We start from the raw sequence: 17240 nt of genomic DNA on the forward strand, positions 1-17240 counted from the left end.
TACTTCTGCCTAATTTCCCGCTCGCTAATTAGGATTCACATGACACAAGATGAAATGAAGAAGGCCGCAGCCCTTAAAGCCCTCGAATTTATTAAAAATGACACGATTGTTGGTGTTGGTACGGGTTCTACGGTAAATCACTTTATTGACGCCCTAGCGACAATCAAAGACAAGATCCAAGGCGCAGTGTCTAGCTCAGAAGCGTCAACTCAAAAATTAAAAGCCTATGGTATTGAAGTATTTGAGTTGAACGATGTTGACGGCATTGATGTTTACGTTGATGGCGCTGATGAAATTACCCAACATATGTCGATGATAAAAGGTGGCGGTGCTGCACTTACTCGTGAAAAAATTGTTGCCGCGGTTGCCAAAACATTTGTTTGTATTGCCGATGAAAGTAAACAAGTAAGAGTGCTAGGAAAGTTTCCTTTACCGGTTGAAGTTATTCCAATGGCACGAAGCTATGTGGCGCGTGAATTAGTTAAACTCGGTGGTGATCCGGTTTATCGCCAAGGCGTTATTACTGATAACGGTTGTGTAATTCTTGATGTGTATAACTTAGAGATAATTGATCCTAAGAAACTTGAAAATGATATCAACGCCATTGTAGGTGTTGTTACTAATGGTTTGTTTGCGTTACGCGGTGCCGATGTTTTAATTTTAGGCACTCAAGATGGCGCTAAACTGGTAAAATAAAACTTTAGAGTTTATACACTATATGCTAGTTTAGAAATCTAGCCATCTAAATGCTTTATATTTGGTTAAGGCAATGACCACTATAGTCCTACATGAGATATTAGAAAATGAGCAATAATTCATTAGCAAAAGAAAAAATTAAGATTTTATTACTTGAAGGTGTTCACCCGAGCGCTGTTGAAGAGTTAAAAATGAAAGGCTACAGCAATATTGAATGTATTAGTACATCGCTTGCTGAAGAAGATTTGATCAAAAAAATTGCTAATGTTCACTTTATTGGTATTCGCTCTCGTACTCAGTTAACTGACTATGTATTAAGCCATGCTAAAAAATTAGCGGCTATTGGTTGTTTTTGTATTGGTACTAACCAAGTTGAAATTAAAGCGGCACAAAAACGTGGCATTCCAGTATTTAATGCCCCGTTTTCAAATACCCGCTCGGTTGCGGAATTAGTATTAGGTGAAACCTTATTATTATTACGTGGCATTCCTGAAAAAAGCGCCAAAGCACATCGTGGTGAATGGCATAAGTCTGCCGCTGGTTCAGTAGAAGCTCGTGGTAAAACCTTAGGTATTATTGGTTATGGCCATATTGGTATGCAATTAGGTATTTTGGCTGAAACCTTAGGTATGCGAGTACGCTTTTATGATATCGAAACCAAACTTCCCTTAGGTAATGCGAGCCAAGCGTCAAGTTTAAAAGCTTTATTAAAAGAAGCTGATGTTGTTAGCTTACACGTACCTGAAACGCTTCAGACGCAAAACATGATGGCAGCAAAAGAATTTGCAATCATGAAAGACGGCGTTATTTTTATCAATGCCTCTCGTGGCACAGTAGTTGATATTGATGCATTAGCTGATGCGCTTAAAAGTAAAAAAGTTGCTGGCGCCGCGATTGACGTTTTCCCTGTTGAACCTAAAGGTAATGATGAAGAGTTTATTTCACCGTTACGTGCATTCGACAACGTTATATTAACGCCACATATTGGTGGTAGCACCAAAGAAGCCCAATCTAATATCGGCTTAGAAGTAGCCAGTAAAATGGCAAAATACTCTGACAACGGCTCAACACTTTCAGCCGTTAACTTTCCAGAGGTTTCTTTGCCAGGTCATACGGGTACAAGCCGCTTATTGCATATACACCGCAATCAACCGGGTGTGTTAACCCAAATTAACCAAGCCTTTGCTAAGCACAATATTAATATCGCCGCACAGTACTTACAGACAGACGATCAAATTGGTTATGTAGTTATTGATATCGAAGCCCAAGATAGTGCCCTAGCATTACGTGAATTAAAACAAATTGACGGCACAATCCGCGCACGTATTCTTCATTAGTTTTTCTGAGTATTTAGCGTAAACAATAAAAACGAGACTTAATAAGTCTCGTTTTTTTTGCCAAGTATAAAATAAAACTGAAATCCCTTCTCCTTGTAGCCATACTGAATGTATTCAGCCTCCCATGTAGTCATACTGAATTTATTTCAGTATCCCAGGTCGTCATGCTGCATTTATTTCAGTATCTGGGCTTCGGGCTGTTAACAACGAGATCCTGAAACGAGTTCAGGATGACGGAGTTTGGGCTCATGTAGGTGGAGGTTTTGTTTAGGATGACGGCGGTTTTGACCCATGTTTATGGAGTCTTCGTCCATACTGACGGAGTTCTCATTCATCTGACGTGGACTCACTCAGGGCGACGTTCTCTCTTCTCGTCATGCTGAATTTATTTCAGTATCTGAGCTTTGGGCTGTTAACAACGAGATCCTGAAACGAGTTCAGGATGACGGAGTTTGGGCTCATTGTAGGTGGAGGTTTTGTTCAGGATGACGGAGTTATTCTTCAGTATCCCTTTTCGTCATGCTGAATTTATTTCAGTATCTGGGCTTCGGGCTGTTAACAACGAGATCCTGAAACGAGTTCAGGATGACGGAGTTTGGGCTCATGTTGATGGTATTCTCTCTTCTCGTCATGCTGAATTTATTTCAGTATCTGAGCTTTGGGTTGTTAACAACGAGATCCTGAAACAAGTTCAGGATGACGGAGTTTGGGCTCATGTAGGTGGAGGTTTTGTTCAGGATGACGGCTGTTTTGGCCCATGTTGATGGTATTCTCTCTTCTCGTCATGCTGAATTTATTTCAGTATCTGAGCTTTGGGTTGTTAACAACGAGATCCTGAAACGAGTTCAGGATGACGGTGTTTTGTTTAGGATGACGGCGGTTTTGGCCCATGTAGGTGGTATTCTCTCTTCTCGTCATGCTGAATTTATTTCAGTATCTGAGCTTTGGGTTGTTAACAACGAGATCCTGAAACGAGTTCAGGATGACGGAGTTTGGGCTCATGTAGGTGGAGGTTTTGTTCATGTTGACGGAAGGTTTCTTCATGTTGACGGAAGGTTTGTTCATGTTGACGGAAGGTTTCTTCATGTTGACGGAAGGTTTGTTCATGTTGACGGAAGGTTTCTTCATGTTGACGGAAGGTTTCTTCATATTGACGGAAGGTTTCTTCATGTTGACGTGGTTTTGTTCGGGATCTCTGGGCAAGGTATTTGAGCTGTTAATATCACCCTTACATTAATTTAATGATATAACTACACCTTTTGGATTATTTAGTAGTAAATTTACTTTTTTTAACATTTCATCATCGTTGCCAATAAAGTTTTTTATGGCATTTGTCATCACTAATTTAACTTCGCTGCCGTCATCTGGGGTTAATGGGCGATGAAGTTCTATTTTCTTGCCGTTTTCTTCATAGGACATTTTAATGGGCTGTTCGAATATGCGAATAGGTGTGCCTACGGGAATATTATTATATAGCCATTCTATGTCGTTATCGTACATACGAATACAGCCTGAGCTTGCTCGCATACCAATACCAAAGCGCTTATTGGTGCCATGAAGTAGGTACTCACTTGTGCCAATACGCAAGGCATATTTACCAAAGGGATTATTAGGCCCTGCGGGGACTTCTCTGACCATTTCTTTACCATGCTCGGCAAAGTAACGTGCGCGCATCTCTGCTGTTGGACGCCAAGTTGGGTCTTTTCGCTTTTCGCCAATGGTATCGGTTAAGTGCGGTGTTTCTAGTCCTTCTCTGCCAATACCTACAGGGAAAACATACACTAACTTCTCTCCTTTGGGGTAATAATATAAGCGTAGCTCAGCTAGGTTAATGACAAGACCTTCACGCTTACCAAAGGGTAAGAGCATCTGTTTTGGAATAACTATTTCATGGCCTGAAGCCAGTAAAAAAGGATCTACCCCGGGGTTAGCCGCGAGTAAGGCAAAAAAACCTACATTATAACTTTCAGCTAAAGCTTGAAAGTAGTCGCCCTTTACTGCTTTATGGATTGTTTGCTCGCCCACTAATCGGGAGTCGGCGGCAGGAAGGTTATAAACACTCGCCAAACTTGCACAGGTAATAAAACCACTTAACAGTAAACTTAATTTAGCAAGCCACTTCATTAATTTATGACCCTACGGATTATTATCAACATTATCTCAAACCTTTATCTATTCGAACGGATTAACTCTACGACTCATCTAACCAGTACGATTTCGTTAACAACGCCATATTTCTAGAGCTGTCTAACGCGATTAATAACCCTTCTACTTTACTGCCTTGCCATAAAACGAGTTTTTTTGGTTTTTCGTCTAAGGTTTGTAGTTGTTGGTGAATAATCCACAAGGTTTGTAGTTCGCTGATCCCTTGCTGAATGTCCAACCAAGGTGTTCGATATTGTTTACGCTCTTCTTCATCAAATAATAAGCCAAACCAAGTCCCTGTTAATAAGCTTCGGTTTAACAGTTTTGCTTGCGATAAGTATTGTTCACGGGTCAGCGACTGCCCTGGGGTACTATCAGCAAATAACACCGACATACTATTTGTTAGACTTTGCTGCGCAAAAGGTAACAACAAGTCACTAAAATGGCTATCTTCTGTTAAGAGCATGGCCAGTAAATCAGCCTGTAGGGTATTAAAACGCTGACCATGCAATAATTCGATAACATTTTCGCTAGTCGGAAGACGACGTTTTTCAATTTTTAATTGTGCTACCAATTGTTCACTGTAATTTAACTTACCTCGATAGTTGCCCGTTTTATTAGTCAGCTCTTGTAAATTAACCGCATTATCAACCCACGAGAGCAGATGGACAAAATAGCTGAGTTCATCACGAATTTTTACGGCTCCTTCAGGTAGATAGTCAGCAAATAGCCAAAAACCGTGACGAATTAACGCTAAGGTTTCTGTTATTTTTTCTAACTCGACTAAGCTTGGCGCCGTTATGTAGTGTTCAATATGATCATGCAGATTTACTAGGCAATGATTAATACCGGTAGAAAAGGCATTAGAAATAGAGTGACTGCGGTCAATGGGAAGAATATCGGTAATATTTCTTTTATAATTAACTGGGGTGTTTTTCCATAAACCGTAACCTCGAGCCGCTTTACTTTGGCTACTTGGCCTAACAAGCACCACAGAAAATAATAGCTTAGCGAGCAAGAGTAAATCTGAGGTTGTGCCACTGACAAGCTCTAGTTCGAGCTCACAAATTTTAACACTGCGACCATCACTGCTAATATCACCTTGATCGAAGGCAACTTCGACTACTGAACCCGAGACTAAAGTGACTAACCAAATAACGCGGCTAAAATCTGTTGAGAACAGCGGGATTAACGATTCTTGTAGCTGCTCTACCTGTTGAGTTGGCTGCCAAATTTCATTTGGAAATAAGGACAATTCTGGGAAATTATTCGTGATATCAACGTTATACTCTGGGCGCTGATGTAAACCAGCAATTACCACCCCGGCTGTTTTTATGGTTTGCTCTAATTTTCCGTCACAACCACGAATTCTTAGCCCCATATCATGATGGCGAAAATCTAAATGTGTTGTATCGTAATAGCAGTTCGATAATTGCTTTGTTACACAGCTAAATGAAAGCTGTTCTGTGGTGAATAACTGGGTGATTTTTTCTTGAGTATTATCACTTGTAACAAAATACTTAAGCTCAATTTCGGTAACCATATTCTTCCAATAATTTGTTTTATTATGTCAACATGCTGAGTTTACAACAGCAACATATGAAAACAAATAGCGAATGCCAATTCCGATAAGTTTCTTTTATATAGCATAGCGATATACAAAAATTTTACTGACGGTTAATCTGCTAACAAACTCTACATAAGCACTATCTTAATGAATGCGCTATATATAATATCTTGTTTACAAAATATCAAAAATAAAACCTTTTTTTTACCCATAAAACCATAATGTTCGTAAACTTAACTTGCTATCAATCCGCCAAACCCCTAGTATTTTGCTATGAATAATTTTACAAACGTTAATGGTAGTTTCATGAAAATAATAAAAGCTTTATTGGTTGGTTTAGTACTAAGTTCATCTTTTCCTCTTCTTGCAGAAGACAGCCCATCCAACCTTCCTTCTGGCTATATTTCAGATGATTTATTTATTTATATGCATTCAGGAGCGGGTAATAATTATCGAATTCTAGGCAGTATAAATTCAGGTACTGAAGTTAAAGTAACAGGCGAAAGTGAAAATGATTACACCGAGATCATTGATGATAAGAATAGAAATGTCTGGGTTGAAAGTAAGTATCTGTCATTAAAGCCAGGTTTGCGCTTTGTTATTGCCGAGCTTAATGAAAAATTAGCCAATACCACCAGTAATACTGACAGCATGTCGGAAGAGCTTTCCCAAACGAGAAGTACCATTCAAAACCTTAGCAGCGAAAAAGCACAACTTAACAACGAAATAAGTCAGCTTAATAAAACGCTGATAACGATACGTGCCAAGTTAAAAGACCAAGACACAAATATCAAAAAAGAATGGTTTTATAATGGTGCTATTGTATTAGTCATTGGCTTACTTTTAGGTTTGATTTTGCCAAGACTGACTTCTCGCCGCAAAGGCTCGATGGATAATTGGAAGTAAGTCCTACTATGTTGGAAAAACTCGCGTATAATCGCTGCGATTTTTAGATTATATGATGGCTTTTTTTGTGCACAAAACTAAATACTTATTTTTTATCACTTTATTGATATTATTTTCGATAAAACAGGCTAATGCCGATGGTGTTAGCCCTTACTTACCTTTAAAAACCGATGCCCTTATTGAACTTGAAATAGCACGTCTAGCGACAATTTCTCGTATGCCAGTGTTGAGTAAACCTTATCATATTGTCACAGTTGTTGATTATCTAGACAAAATTAAAGATAGTCATCCTGCGCTTTTTTATCGAATTTCTGCCTATATAAAACGTTATAAAAAGCAGAGTGCGCTTACTCATTTATCAACCACGCTTTCAACATCTAACAATAAAAATTTCAGCATAGCTAATAATCGTGGTATCGCCATGGACAGCAATGCCCAAGCGAGTGCAGTTGGCTTTTATCAGTTCAATCAATATGCCATCGCCAATGTAGGGGGGACCATCGTTGATGGTAAGAAGATTATTCCCCATAACAGCTACTTTTCATTGGGTTATGAATATGCTCAATTTGATATTGGCTACCGCGAACATTGGCTGTCACCTTCACAAGAAAGTGCATCCTTACTGTCCACAAATGCTGCCCCGGCCTTCTCTATTACCATGAGTAATGTAAAGCCCATCACGTCTTGGCATATTAAATATGAATTTTCATTAGCACAGTTAGAGGAAATGGCTGAGATAAAATATAAGGGTTCTACATCATCAGGAAAGCCATTATTAATGACGATGCAGATGAGTTTTCAACCCTTTAGCTGGTGGACGATAGGCGCTAATAGAGCCTTTCAATTTGGTGGTGGCGAAAGAAGTACTGGCCTAAATGATATTTGGAATGCGATTATTGACCCCGTTAATTCAGATAACTGTGGCTCAGGTTTAACAGGTTGTGCCAATTTCGATGAAGAAGTGGGTAATCAAATTGCTTCGTTAACCAATAAATTTGACTTGTCTTACCGAGGTTTCCCTTTTACCTTTTATATGGAATATGCCGGTGAGGATACCAAAGAACACAAGAACACTGAATTAGGTAACATTAGTCAAACCTACGGATTATTCTTTCCATATATTAACAAAGACTTTTCATTGTATGCTGAGCACTCTAAATTTCACAATGCATGGTATGTTCACAATCTTTACGGTGAAGGTTACCGTAATGATAAAGTTGTAATGGGTCATTGGTGGGGTAATACCAAAGAGTTGAGAGATGGTTCAGCCGGGAATGCTTCATTAATTAGACTAAACTGGGACTTTTCAGCCAAGTATCATTTACAAACACTCTTTCGAACGGCCGCTATAGATTCTTTGACGCAAGATAAGTACTCTAGAGCAAAACAAATAGAATTAAGTTTAAAACAAGTATATAAAAATGGATTTCTTAATTATTCGTTAACCGCTGGTAGTGATATTTATGGAGAGTCTTTCTACCGTGCGACTTTGGGTTATAACTGGTAATTTATGAATGTTTTTTTTGATATTCAACATCTTTATTATTTACCACAATATTTACCGGTAAAAAATGCGCTTGAAAAAAATGGCGTAAATTGTCATTTCTTTTTATACAATCAAAAAGAACTGCAAAAGGTGCTGATAAAGAGTGTTGAACAAGAAAAATTAAGTTACACCCTTGTTGAAGATTGCGATGAGGCGAGAGAACTTTATCTGCACAAAAAACCTCATTGGATTATTTTTGGCAATGCCTTCAACGGCTTAAAAAAAATTAATGCCTTTACAAAAACGGCACTAATGCAGCATGGTATAGGTCCTAAGTCTTGCTATTACGATGTTTCAAAATCAGATATAACGTATCGTTTTGTCGAAGGTCAACATAGGTTAAAGCGCTTACAAAACCTCTTTCCCAATAAGGTATTTGTAGATACCGGTTATGCGAAGTTAGACCCTCTTATTAAGCAAACTTCACGTTGTATCAACTTATTAGACTTAGGGTTAGACCCGACAAAGAAAACTATTCTTTATGCCCCAACTTACTATCCCAGCAGTATAGAATGCTTACCTGACAACTTCCCCTCTTTAGTCGCCCAGTATAATTTAATTTTAAAACCTCACTTTTTTTCGCTGATAAAAAATAAATATAAAAAGCATCAAAAGGTGTTTAAGCACTGGAATACTTATAATAATGTTTATGTTTGCTCCATTGAAGAAACATCTATTATTCCTTTTATGGGCGTTGCTGACTTGTTATTTAGTGATGCATCATCAACACTCTTTGAGTTTACCGCCTTAAATAAACCCGCTATTTGGTGTGACTTTTATAAGGTTCGCTGGTCTTATCGTGGGATTTTTAAATGGCGATTAAACAATCGCTTGGATGATGATTTAAAGTATTTTGGTAAAGTGGCCTGTAAAACGACCAACGTAAAGCAATTAATTCATGAAATTAGCAATCAACTTACGCATCCTGATTTAAAGGAAGCTGAACGTATAGCCATGACAGAGCTACTTACGGGCACTGTTGATGGTAAATGCAGTGAAAGAATTGCTAATTTTATAACCTCAGAGATTTAACTATGCGCGTAATTACTTTTGGTACATTTGATGTTTTTCATGTTGGACATGTCAATATTTTAGAGCGTGCCCGTCTTCATGGCTCCCATTTAATTGTTGGAGTTTCATCGGATCAATTAAATATGTCAAAAAAAGGCCGTGCGCCAATATATTGTGATGAAGATAGAAAGCATATTATCCGTTCATTAAGATGCGTCGATGAAGTTTTTCTGGAAGAGTCCTTAGAGCTAAAAGCTGAATATATTAAATACTACAATGCCGATATATTAATTATGGGTGATGATTGGCAAGGTAAATTTGATCATTTAAAAGGCCTTTGTCAGGTGATATATTTACCGAGAACACCTTCAGTTTCTACTACAGAAATTATCGAAATAGTTAAAACTAAGCGCAGTTAATGAAAGATAACCAACAATACCTCTTTTATATTTCACAAAATTATTCTTTTGAAATTTTGCGACCTTTACAGCGAGAAATACAAAGCCAAGGCGGTCAAGTTGCTTGGTTTGTTGCTGGTAATGACGTTGATTTGAAAAACTTTACTGCCGATGAAGTGGTACTTAGCCGTGTTGATGATGTGATAAATTTTAACCCTGTCGCTAGCTTTGTGCCGGGTAATATTATTCCAAGATTTATTCCTGGTATTAAAGTGCAAGTTTTTCATGGCCTAGAGTGGAAGAAAAAAGGTCACTTTGTTATTAGAGACTGCTTTGATCTCTATTGTACTCATGGCGCCGCGACCACCACCCGCTTTAATGAATTAGCCAACCAGCATCAGTTTTTTGATGTTAAAGAAACTGGCTGGCCAAAATTAGATAATTTATTTAATACCCCCAAAGAGCAATATTTTAGTAACAAGCTGCCAACAGTTCTCTTTGCGCCAACTTTTTCACCCGCGTTAACTTCTGCTCCTTTTTTATATGAAGAAATTGCCGCCTTAGTGAATGATAAAAAATATAATTGGCTGGTTAAGTTTCACCCTAAAATGGAGGTGAAATGGCTCAAGATTTATGATCAACTAGCTTGTGACAACCTAAAGATATTAACGTCGTCAAATATAAATAGCTTATTACAATCAGCAGATATTATGGTGTCAGATACTTCATCGGTAATTGGTGAGTTTGCTTTACTGGGTAAACCGGTTATCGCGTTCAATAATAGCCAACCCGGCGACTATTTAATTAACATTACCGATGCAAAAGAATTATCCCAAGCATTAACCGTCGCATTATCGCCTTCAGAAACACTTATATTGGCGATAAACCGTTATGCAAAGGAGTTACATCCTTATAGTGATGGGAAGTCGTCATTGCGTATACTAGCAGCTGTAGAAGATATTCGACAAAATGGCAAGCAAGCAATAAAAGCATTACCTCGCAATATCATCAGAAACTTAAAGCAACGCAAAATCCTTAATTATTGGCAGTTTTGAAGGCCTTATATTCATTAGCTTCACCATTATACTTTTTAAATATTAATAATTAATTGACAATATTTGAGTAAATACGCTATTAATAGATGACTGTTTGCTCTAACGAGTTAAACCAACCAGATATGACGACTTTAATGACAACAATTATGAGTAGTAAAAATATTTTTCGCATTAACCTCCTCCTCACATTATCAATGCGCGGATAGGTTTTTTATTGTTGTAAATTAAAGATAAACATTAAAACCCGCGCATATTACCGCGGGTTTTTTTATACCCGCATTTTACGTAAGCAGCCAATACCCAAGCACTATAAATATTAAGGAATAAAACATGGACAGCAAGGTCATTATTTTCGACACCACCTTACGTGATGGCGAGCAGGCACTAAATGCAAGTCTTTCAGTGCATGAGAAGTTACAAATTGCGCTAGCCATTGAACGCTTGGGTGTTGATGTAATGGAAGTTGGTTTTCCTGTTTCTTCACCTGGTGATTTTAAATCAGTGCAACAAATTGCCCGCACCATAAAAAATTCCCGCGTTTGTGCTTTAGCGCGTGCTGTCGAAGGCGATATTCAAGCCTGTGCCGATGCGTTAAAAGTCGCTGACCAATTCCGTATTCATACCTTTATCTCAACCTCTGATGTTCATGTTCAACAAAAATTGAAGAAAGATTTTGCTGATGTTGAAGCAATGGCAATTCATGCGATTAAATTTGCTCGAAAATTTACCGATGATGTAGAGTTTTCTTGTGAAGATGCTGGCCGCACGCCAATCGACAATTTATGTCGTATGGTTGAAAATGCGATAAAGGCCGGTGCCACTACCATTAATATTCCTGATACGGTTGGCTATACGCTACCCAACGAATTTGGCGGCATTATTACCCAATTATTTAATCGTGTACCTAATATTGACCAAGCGGTAATTTCGGTACATTGCCATAACGATTTAGGGTTAGCCGTAGCAAACTCTATGACGGCTGTGCAAGCAGGCGCCAGACAAATTGAATGTACCATTAACGGTATTGGTGAGCGCGCCGGTAATTGTTCATTAGAAGAAGTCGCGATGATCATGAAAACCCGGCATGACTTCTTAAATGTACACACCAATATTAATCATCAAGAAATTGCCCGTACCTCAAAATTAGTCAGCCAATTATGTAATATGCCGGTGCAATTAAATAAAGCGATTGTTGGCGGTAATGCTTTTAGTCATTCGTCAGGTATCCACCAAGATGGCATGTTAAAAGCCAGCAATACCTATGAAATCATGACCCCAGAAAGTGTCGGTATCAGTAAAACAAAATTAAACTTAACCTCACGCAGTGGCCGTCACGTTATTAAGCATCGCATGGCAAGTTTAGGCTATACCGAAACTGAGTTTGATTTAGAAGAGTTATACAGTGACTTTTTGGCCTTAGCCGACAAGAAAGGCCAAGTCTTTGATGATGACTTAGAAGCGTTGCACTTTAATATTCAACAACAAGGTGAAGAGCAAGAGTTCTATCATTTAGAAACCTTAAACGTGCAGTGTGGCGGTGGCGAGTTTTCCACGTCAAGTATTAAGTTGTTAGCGGGTAAAGAAAGCCATATTGTTTCTGAAACCGGTAATGGCCCGGTTGATTCATTATATCGCGCGATTAAGAAAGCGGTTGATATTGACTTTGAGGTTGCCGATTACAAAATATCAAACAAAGGTGAAGGTGAAGACGGTTTAGGTAAAGCTGACTTAGTGGTTGCTTGGCAAGGCAGAAAATTTCACGGCTATGGATTAGCCACCGATGTTATTGATGCCTCTGCAAAAGCCTTGATCCATGCCCTAAATAGTATTCATCGCGCCATCACCATTAATGAAATAAAAAGCGAACTGAAAAACGACGTTCAAGCTTCATTATAAAACATTCAATCATTATAAGATTTATATAAAGGTATAAAAGACATGTCGCACATAGCAATATTAGCCGGAGATGGCATCGGACCAGAAGTGATGGTTGAAGCTAAAAAAGTATTAACGACCATAGCAACACTATTTGATATTACAATATCGACACAAGATTATGCTATAGGTGGCGCGGCTATTGATAGCCATGGCCATGCCCTGCCCGATGAAACCATGAAAGGTTGCGAGCAAGCCGATGCCATTTTATTTGGCTCGGTTGGTGGTCCAAAATGGGCTAGTTTACCTCCTACCGAGCAACCTGAACGTTGTGCCTTATTAGGCTTACGTAGTCGTTTTGATTTATTTTGTAATATGCGACCGGCGACCTTACAACCGGCGTTATCATCATTGTCGACATTGCGTAGTGATATTTCAGAGCAAGGCTTCGACGTACTGGTTATTCGCGAGTTAACCGGCGACATCTACTTCGGTGAGCCCAAAGGACGCCGCGGTGAAGGTGAAGAAGAAACTGGCTTTGACTCGATGTTTTATTCTCGTCGTGAAGTTAAACGTATTGCTCATTTGGCGTTTCAAGCGGCACAAAAACGTAACAACAAGGTTACTTCTGTTGATAAGGCTAATGTTTTAGCGACCAGTCAATTGTGGCGCCAAGTGGTTGAAGAAGTTGCCAGTGAATACCCAGATGTTGCCTTAGAGCATTTATATGTAGACAACGCCGCCATGCAACTTGTTCGTGACCCTAATCAATTTGACGTTTTGTTATGCCCTAACTTATTTGGCGATATTCTTTCGGATATCTGCGCAATGATCACCGGCTCGATGGGTTTATTACCTTCGGCAAGTTTAAATAGCGACGGCTTTGGGATGTATGAACCAGCCGGTGGTAGTGCCCCTGACATTGCCGGCAAAGGTATCGCTAACCCGATTGCACAAATTTTATCAGCCGCATTAATGCTACGTTACAGCTTAAATGAAAGTGCAGCGGCCCAAGCGATTGAAGATGCCGTAGCAAGCGCATTAGACAATGGTGTGCTAACCGCTGATTTACTACCAGCAAACCAAAGACATCAGGCTAAAAACACCACTGAAGTCGGTGATTATATTTGCCAACAAATTATTGCGCGACACAGTAGTGCGCAAGATAGTGCACAAAATAGTGCTAATCAAAAAATAACAGAGGCATAACCGATGAGTGCTAAAAATTCAGCCACGACCTTATATGAAAAATTATGGCAACAACATGTTGTTGAAGAAAAAGCCGGTGAAACACCTTTGCTTTATGTTGACCGTCATTTGATCCACGAAGTTACCTCACCCCAAGCGTTTGCTAACTTAAAGTTTCATAACCGCCCAGTTCGACATCCAGAACGCACCATTGCCACGATGGATCACAACATTTCAACTCGCTCGATTGAAATTGATGCCGCGGGTGAAGGCGCAGCTAATCAATTAAGAACCTTAGAAAAAAACTGTAAAGAGTTTGGTATTGAATTATTTGGTATGGGTCATAAAAACCAAGGCATTGTTCATGTTATTGGGCCAGAACTTGGCTTGACCTTACCGGGTACAACAATCGTCTGTGGTGACTCTCATACTGCAACCCATGGCGCATTTGGCGCATTAGCCTTTGGCATTGGTACTTCAGAAGTTGAACATGTTTTTGCCACGCAAACCTTGCGCCAAACAAAAGCAAAAACCATGAAAATTGAAGTTAATGGTCAAGTAGGGGCGGGAATTAGCGCAAAAGATATTATTTTAGCGATTATCGGCAAAACGGGTAGTGCTGGCGCGACCGGTTATGTGGTTGAATATTGCGGTAGTGCTATCGAAGCACTGAGCATGGAAGAACGGATGACCGTTTGTAACATGAGCATTGAATTTGGCGCAAAAGCTGGCTTAATCGCACCTGATAAAACCACCTTCGATTATTTAGAAGGTAAAGAATATGCGCCAAAGGGCGATGTATGGCTTGAAGCACTAAGTGATTGGAAAACCTTCAAAACTGATGAAGGCGCCGAGTTTGACACGATATTAACGCTTAAAGCCGAAGAGATTAAAGCGCAAATAACTTGGGGAACCACGCCAGGACAAGTGACCTCGGTTGACAGTGTAGTGCCATCGCCCGATGACTTTACCGAGCAAGTAGAAAAAGACTCTTGCGCCGCGGCCTTAACCTACATGGGCTTAACTGCCGGTACCAAAATCACAGATATTACCATTAATAAAGTCTTTATTGGCTCGTGTACTAATTCACGTATCGAAGATTTACGCGCCGCTGCGGGTGTTGTTGCCAGCTATCAAGCACAGGGAAAATCAGTATCAGCAAATGTCGACGCCATTGTTGTGCCGGGTTCGTATCGGGTAAAAGCACAAGCCGAGGCTGAAGGTTTAGACAAAATATTTAGTAATGCTGGCTTTGAATGGCGTTTACCCGGTTGTTCGATGTGTTTAGGCATGAATGACGATGTACTTACAGAAGGTGACCGTTGTGCTTCAACCAGTAATCGTAACTTTGAAGGCCGACAGGGCCGTGGTAGCCGAACGCACTTAGTGAGCCCCGAGCTTGCTGCTGCGTCGGCAATTACCGGTCATTTTGTTGACTTGAATTCACAAGGAATATCATAATGGAAAAATTTACCACACATACCGGCTTAGTTGTTCCGTTAGATGCAGCCAATGTAGATACCGATCAGATAATCCCAAAACAGTTTTTACAAAAAACAGAGCGCGTCGGCTTTGGACAGCATTTATTTCATGATTGGCGTTATTTAGATATATCAGGCAAGGTAAACAACCCTGAATTTATTTTGAATAAAGCTCAGTACCAAGGTGCCAGTATTTTATTAACCCGTGAAAATTTTGGTTGTGGTTCAAGTCGAGAGCATGCGCCATGGGCATTAGAGGAATACGGTTTCAAAGCCATTATTTCACCGAGTTTTGCCGATATCTTTTATGGTAACTGTATTAATATTGGTTTATTGCCGATAAAACTCAGTGATGAAGAAATTGACACTTTATTTAAAAAGAGCAGTCAAGAAAACCTTGAGTTAACTGTCGATTTAATCAATAACACAATCACTTGTGGCGAATTAACTTTCACCTTTAGTTTAGATAAATTTCATCAATATTGTTTAGAGCAAGGCATCGACAGTGTGGGCTGGACATTAAACAAGCTAGACACGATAAAAGCTTTTGAAGCAAAAATGCCAAGTTGGCAATAATTACAGCCTAACGGCCTAAAACTTCATCTACTCTTTACTCATAAATTGTAGATGAAGCTTCATTGCCCAACAGGTGAACTACCTCGCGACTTTCGCTCCGCTCGTATCATGGGGTTTTCTCGACTATTTCGATAAATGGCACTGAACACTAAAATTAATCTAAAGTATTCTTAACTAATAAGCTATTATCAAGCATAGCTTATTAACTCGCTGACCCACAATATGTCCAAAATAATACCGAGCGAAATCACCGAAACTATTTCTATCGATCAACTCAAACCTGGCATGTATGTAAAATCGTTTTCCGATAATAAAAACCTTAAGATTAAATCTGAAGGATATATTTCGTGTCATGAAAGTATTACCCAGTTGCGTAACGCCGATATTGTTCAGCTCGTTATTGTCCCTGACAAAGAAAAACAAACGGTAAACGTTGTCAGCGCCTTTGCGAACATAAAAACTAAACAGCCTTTAGTACCCAAAAATAAGTCACCCGAAAAAACCGGTATATCACTCGACAGTGAAATGAAAAAAGCCAATGACTTATATAAAAATGCCAAGTTACTGCAAGAAAAAATTATTTCGCAAATTAGACATGAAAAATCAATAAAAATAACAGAAGTTGAAGAAACGACGAATGCCATGGTTGACTCGATTTTTCGTAATCAGGACGCCCTAACCTGCATGTCTCGTTTTCAATCTAAAGACTCTTACCTTGTTGAACACTCGTTAAATGTTTCAATTTTGATGTCGGTATTTGCTAAGCATTTAGGCTTTGATAAACGTTTAATTCAAGAACTAGCACTCGGTGCCTTTTTACACGATATTGGCAAAATATTATTGCCCAGTGATATTTTAAATAAGCTTCGCCCTTTAGAGCCTAAAGAGCAGAACATTATTCGCAGCCATGTTGCTCTTGGCTTAAAGATCCTCGAAGACAGCCCTAGCATTTCTCATAGTGCGATGACCATGATACAAGAACACCATGAACGTTTAGATGGCTCAGGTTATCCAAAACAGCTTAAAGGCGATGCAATATCCAAATATGGCAAAATGATAGCTATTATCGACAGTTACGATGCCATGACTTGCGATCGCGCTTATAAAAAGAGTATTCCTCCGATTAATGCTTTTAAAACGTTAATTGCAGCACCTGAGTGTTATGACGAAGAATTAGTAGAGAGTTTTATTCAGTGTATGGGGGTTTATCCGGTAGGTACTTTGGTCAAACTTAACAGTGGTAAATTAGGCTTAATTAGCCGCTTGAATAAGCAAAAACCCTTACATCCTTATGTACGCGTTTTTTATAATATACGGCTCAATCAAGCGATACCGATTAAGGAAATTAATTTGAGTGAATCAAAATATAAAGATCAAATTGACTGCTGTATTCGACCTGAAGAATTTAACCTTAATTTATTAGGTTTTTTCAAAACCGCTTTTATCGACTAACGTTTAG

General features: G+C 39.1%; 16 protein-coding genes. 14 read left to right on the plus strand and 2 right to left on the minus strand.

The annotated features are described in order from the left end of the window. The first annotated feature begins 39 nt into the window (after window positions 1–39). From rpiA to ESZ26_RS07255, 4 genes are all read left to right on the plus strand, one after another. The gene (gene rpiA / locus ESZ26_RS07240; RefSeq protein ID WP_146799078.1) at window positions 40–696 is read left to right on the plus strand and encodes a ribose-5-phosphate isomerase RpiA; all 657 of its coding nucleotides are present in this window, start codon (window positions 40–42) and stop codon (window positions 694–696) included. 107 nt (window positions 697–803) lie between these two features. After that, window positions 804–2033: a phosphoglycerate dehydrogenase gene (gene serA / locus ESZ26_RS07245; protein ID WP_146799079.1), complete on the plus strand. Its 1230-nt coding sequence runs from the start codon at window positions 804–806 to the stop codon at window positions 2031–2033. 485 nt (window positions 2034–2518) lie between these two features. Further along, complete coding sequence (locus tag ESZ26_RS07250) at window positions 2519–2797, plus strand: hypothetical protein (protein WP_146799080.1); 279 nt, start codon at window positions 2519–2521, stop codon at window positions 2795–2797. Between the two features lie 106 nt (window positions 2798–2903). Further along, window positions 2904–3245, plus strand: a complete 342-nt coding sequence (locus tag ESZ26_RS07255; protein WP_146799081.1) for a hypothetical protein — start codon at window positions 2904–2906, stop codon at window positions 3243–3245. Window positions 3246–3266: 21 nt separating this feature from the next. Here the strand turns inward: ESZ26_RS07255 and ESZ26_RS07260 are convergent, their stop codons facing one another. Together ESZ26_RS07260 and ESZ26_RS07265 are read right to left on the minus strand one after the other, a co-directional pair. Next, window positions 3267–4157 carry a L,D-transpeptidase family protein gene (locus ESZ26_RS07260; RefSeq protein WP_146799082.1) on the minus strand — a complete coding sequence of 297 codons (891 nt, stop codon included), beginning with the start codon at window positions 4155–4157 and terminating at the stop codon, window positions 3267–3269. A gap of 67 nt (window positions 4158–4224) precedes the next feature. Further along, window positions 4225–5721 (minus strand): CYTH and CHAD domain-containing protein, encoded by a 1497-nt coding sequence (locus ESZ26_RS07265; RefSeq protein WP_146799083.1) that lies wholly within the window; start codon window positions 5719–5721, stop codon window positions 4225–4227. A gap of 330 nt (window positions 5722–6051) precedes the next feature. Here ESZ26_RS07265 and ESZ26_RS07270 point away from each other — a divergent pair, with 330 nt between their 5' ends. The 10 genes from ESZ26_RS07270 (at window position 6052) to ESZ26_RS07315 (ending at window position 17233) form a co-directional block, all read left to right on the plus strand. Beyond that, on the plus strand, window positions 6052–6651 hold the full coding sequence (locus tag ESZ26_RS07270) for a TIGR04211 family SH3 domain-containing protein (RefSeq protein WP_146799084.1): 600 nt from the start codon (window positions 6052–6054) through the stop codon (window positions 6649–6651). Between the two features lie 67 nt (window positions 6652–6718). After that, window positions 6719–8158: a capsule assembly Wzi family protein gene (locus ESZ26_RS07275; protein ID WP_170246330.1), complete on the plus strand. Its 1440-nt coding sequence runs from the start codon at window positions 6719–6721 to the stop codon at window positions 8156–8158. A gap of 3 nt (window positions 8159–8161) precedes the next feature. Continuing rightward, entirely contained in the window at window positions 8162–9229 is a 1068-nt protein-coding gene (locus ESZ26_RS07280) for a CDP-glycerol glycerophosphotransferase family protein (RefSeq protein ID WP_146799086.1), read from the plus strand. A 2-nt stretch (window positions 9230–9231) separates the two neighbouring features. Continuing rightward, on the plus strand, window positions 9232–9627 hold the full coding sequence (locus ESZ26_RS07285) for an FAD synthase family protein (RefSeq protein ID WP_146799087.1): 396 nt from the start codon (window positions 9232–9234) through the stop codon (window positions 9625–9627). Continuing rightward, window positions 9627–10661 (plus strand): CDP-glycerol glycerophosphotransferase family protein, encoded by a 1035-nt coding sequence (locus ESZ26_RS07290; protein WP_146799088.1) that lies wholly within the window; start codon window positions 9627–9629, stop codon window positions 10659–10661. Before ESZ26_RS07285 ends, ESZ26_RS07290 begins: the two co-directional genes overlap by 1 nt. A 330-nt stretch (window positions 10662–10991) precedes the next feature. Continuing rightward, a complete protein-coding gene (leuA, locus tag ESZ26_RS07295) occupies window positions 10992–12557 on the plus strand; it encodes a 2-isopropylmalate synthase (protein ID WP_146799089.1) in 1566 nt (521 codons plus the stop codon). Window positions 12558–12599: 42 nt separating this feature from the next. Beyond that, window positions 12600–13745, plus strand: coding sequence for a 3-isopropylmalate dehydrogenase (gene leuB / locus ESZ26_RS07300; RefSeq protein ID WP_146799090.1), 1146 nt, complete (start codon window positions 12600–12602; stop codon window positions 13743–13745). A 3-nt stretch (window positions 13746–13748) separates the two neighbouring features. Then, a complete protein-coding gene (gene leuC, locus ESZ26_RS07305) occupies window positions 13749–15185 on the plus strand; it encodes a 3-isopropylmalate dehydratase large subunit (protein WP_146799091.1) in 1437 nt (478 codons plus the stop codon). Continuing rightward, window positions 15185–15781, plus strand: a complete 597-nt coding sequence (leuD, locus tag ESZ26_RS07310; protein ID WP_146799092.1) for a 3-isopropylmalate dehydratase small subunit — start codon at window positions 15185–15187, stop codon at window positions 15779–15781. Before leuC ends, leuD begins: the two co-directional genes overlap by 1 nt. A 222-nt stretch (window positions 15782–16003) precedes the next feature. Continuing rightward, the gene (locus ESZ26_RS07315; RefSeq protein WP_146799093.1) at window positions 16004–17233 is read left to right on the plus strand and encodes a cyclic di-GMP phosphodiesterase; all 1230 of its coding nucleotides are present in this window, start codon (window positions 16004–16006) and stop codon (window positions 17231–17233) included. The last annotated feature ends 7 nt before the right edge of the window (window positions 17234–17240 follow it).

It is taken from the genome of Colwellia hornerae, assembly GCF_007954355.1.
Classification (GTDB): Bacteria; Pseudomonadota; Gammaproteobacteria; order Enterobacterales; family Alteromonadaceae; genus Colwellia_A; species Colwellia_A hornerae.

Excerpts from the sequence above, each read along its gene's own strand:
- ESZ26_RS07290 (WP_146799088.1), top strand. The coding sequence starts at position 9,627 with ATGAAAGATAACCAACAATACCTCTTTTATATTTCACAAAATTATTCT.
- serA (WP_146799079.1), top strand. The coding sequence starts at position 804 with ATGAGCAATAATTCATTAGCAAAAGAAAAAATTAAGATTTTATTACTT.
- ESZ26_RS07280 (WP_146799086.1), top strand. The coding sequence starts at position 8,162 with ATGAATGTTTTTTTTGATATTCAACATCTTTATTATTTACCACAATAT.
- leuD (WP_146799092.1), top strand. The coding sequence starts at position 15,185 with ATGGAAAAATTTACCACACATACCGGCTTAGTTGTTCCGTTAGATGCA.
- ESZ26_RS07255 (WP_146799081.1), top strand. The coding sequence starts at position 2,904 with ATGACGGCGGTTTTGGCCCATGTAGGTGGTATTCTCTCTTCTCGTCAT.
- rpiA (WP_146799078.1), top strand. The coding sequence starts at position 40 with ATGACACAAGATGAAATGAAGAAGGCCGCAGCCCTTAAAGCCCTCGAA.
- ESZ26_RS07285 (WP_146799087.1), top strand. The coding sequence starts at position 9,232 with ATGCGCGTAATTACTTTTGGTACATTTGATGTTTTTCATGTTGGACAT.
- leuB (WP_146799090.1), top strand. The coding sequence starts at position 12,600 with ATGTCGCACATAGCAATATTAGCCGGAGATGGCATCGGACCAGAAGTG.
- ESZ26_RS07250 (WP_146799080.1), top strand. The coding sequence starts at position 2,519 with ATGACGGAGTTATTCTTCAGTATCCCTTTTCGTCATGCTGAATTTATT.
- ESZ26_RS07315 (WP_146799093.1), top strand. The coding sequence starts at position 16,004 with ATGTCCAAAATAATACCGAGCGAAATCACCGAAACTATTTCTATCGAT.
- leuA (WP_146799089.1), top strand. The coding sequence starts at position 10,992 with ATGGACAGCAAGGTCATTATTTTCGACACCACCTTACGTGATGGCGAG.
- leuC (WP_146799091.1), top strand. The coding sequence starts at position 13,749 with ATGAGTGCTAAAAATTCAGCCACGACCTTATATGAAAAATTATGGCAA.
- ESZ26_RS07265 (WP_146799083.1), bottom strand. The coding sequence starts at position 5,721 with ATGGTTACCGAAATTGAGCTTAAGTATTTTGTTACAAGTGATAATACT.
- ESZ26_RS07260 (WP_146799082.1), bottom strand. The coding sequence starts at position 4,157 with ATGAAGTGGCTTGCTAAATTAAGTTTACTGTTAAGTGGTTTTATTACC.
- ESZ26_RS07270 (WP_146799084.1), top strand. The coding sequence starts at position 6,052 with ATGAAAATAATAAAAGCTTTATTGGTTGGTTTAGTACTAAGTTCATCT.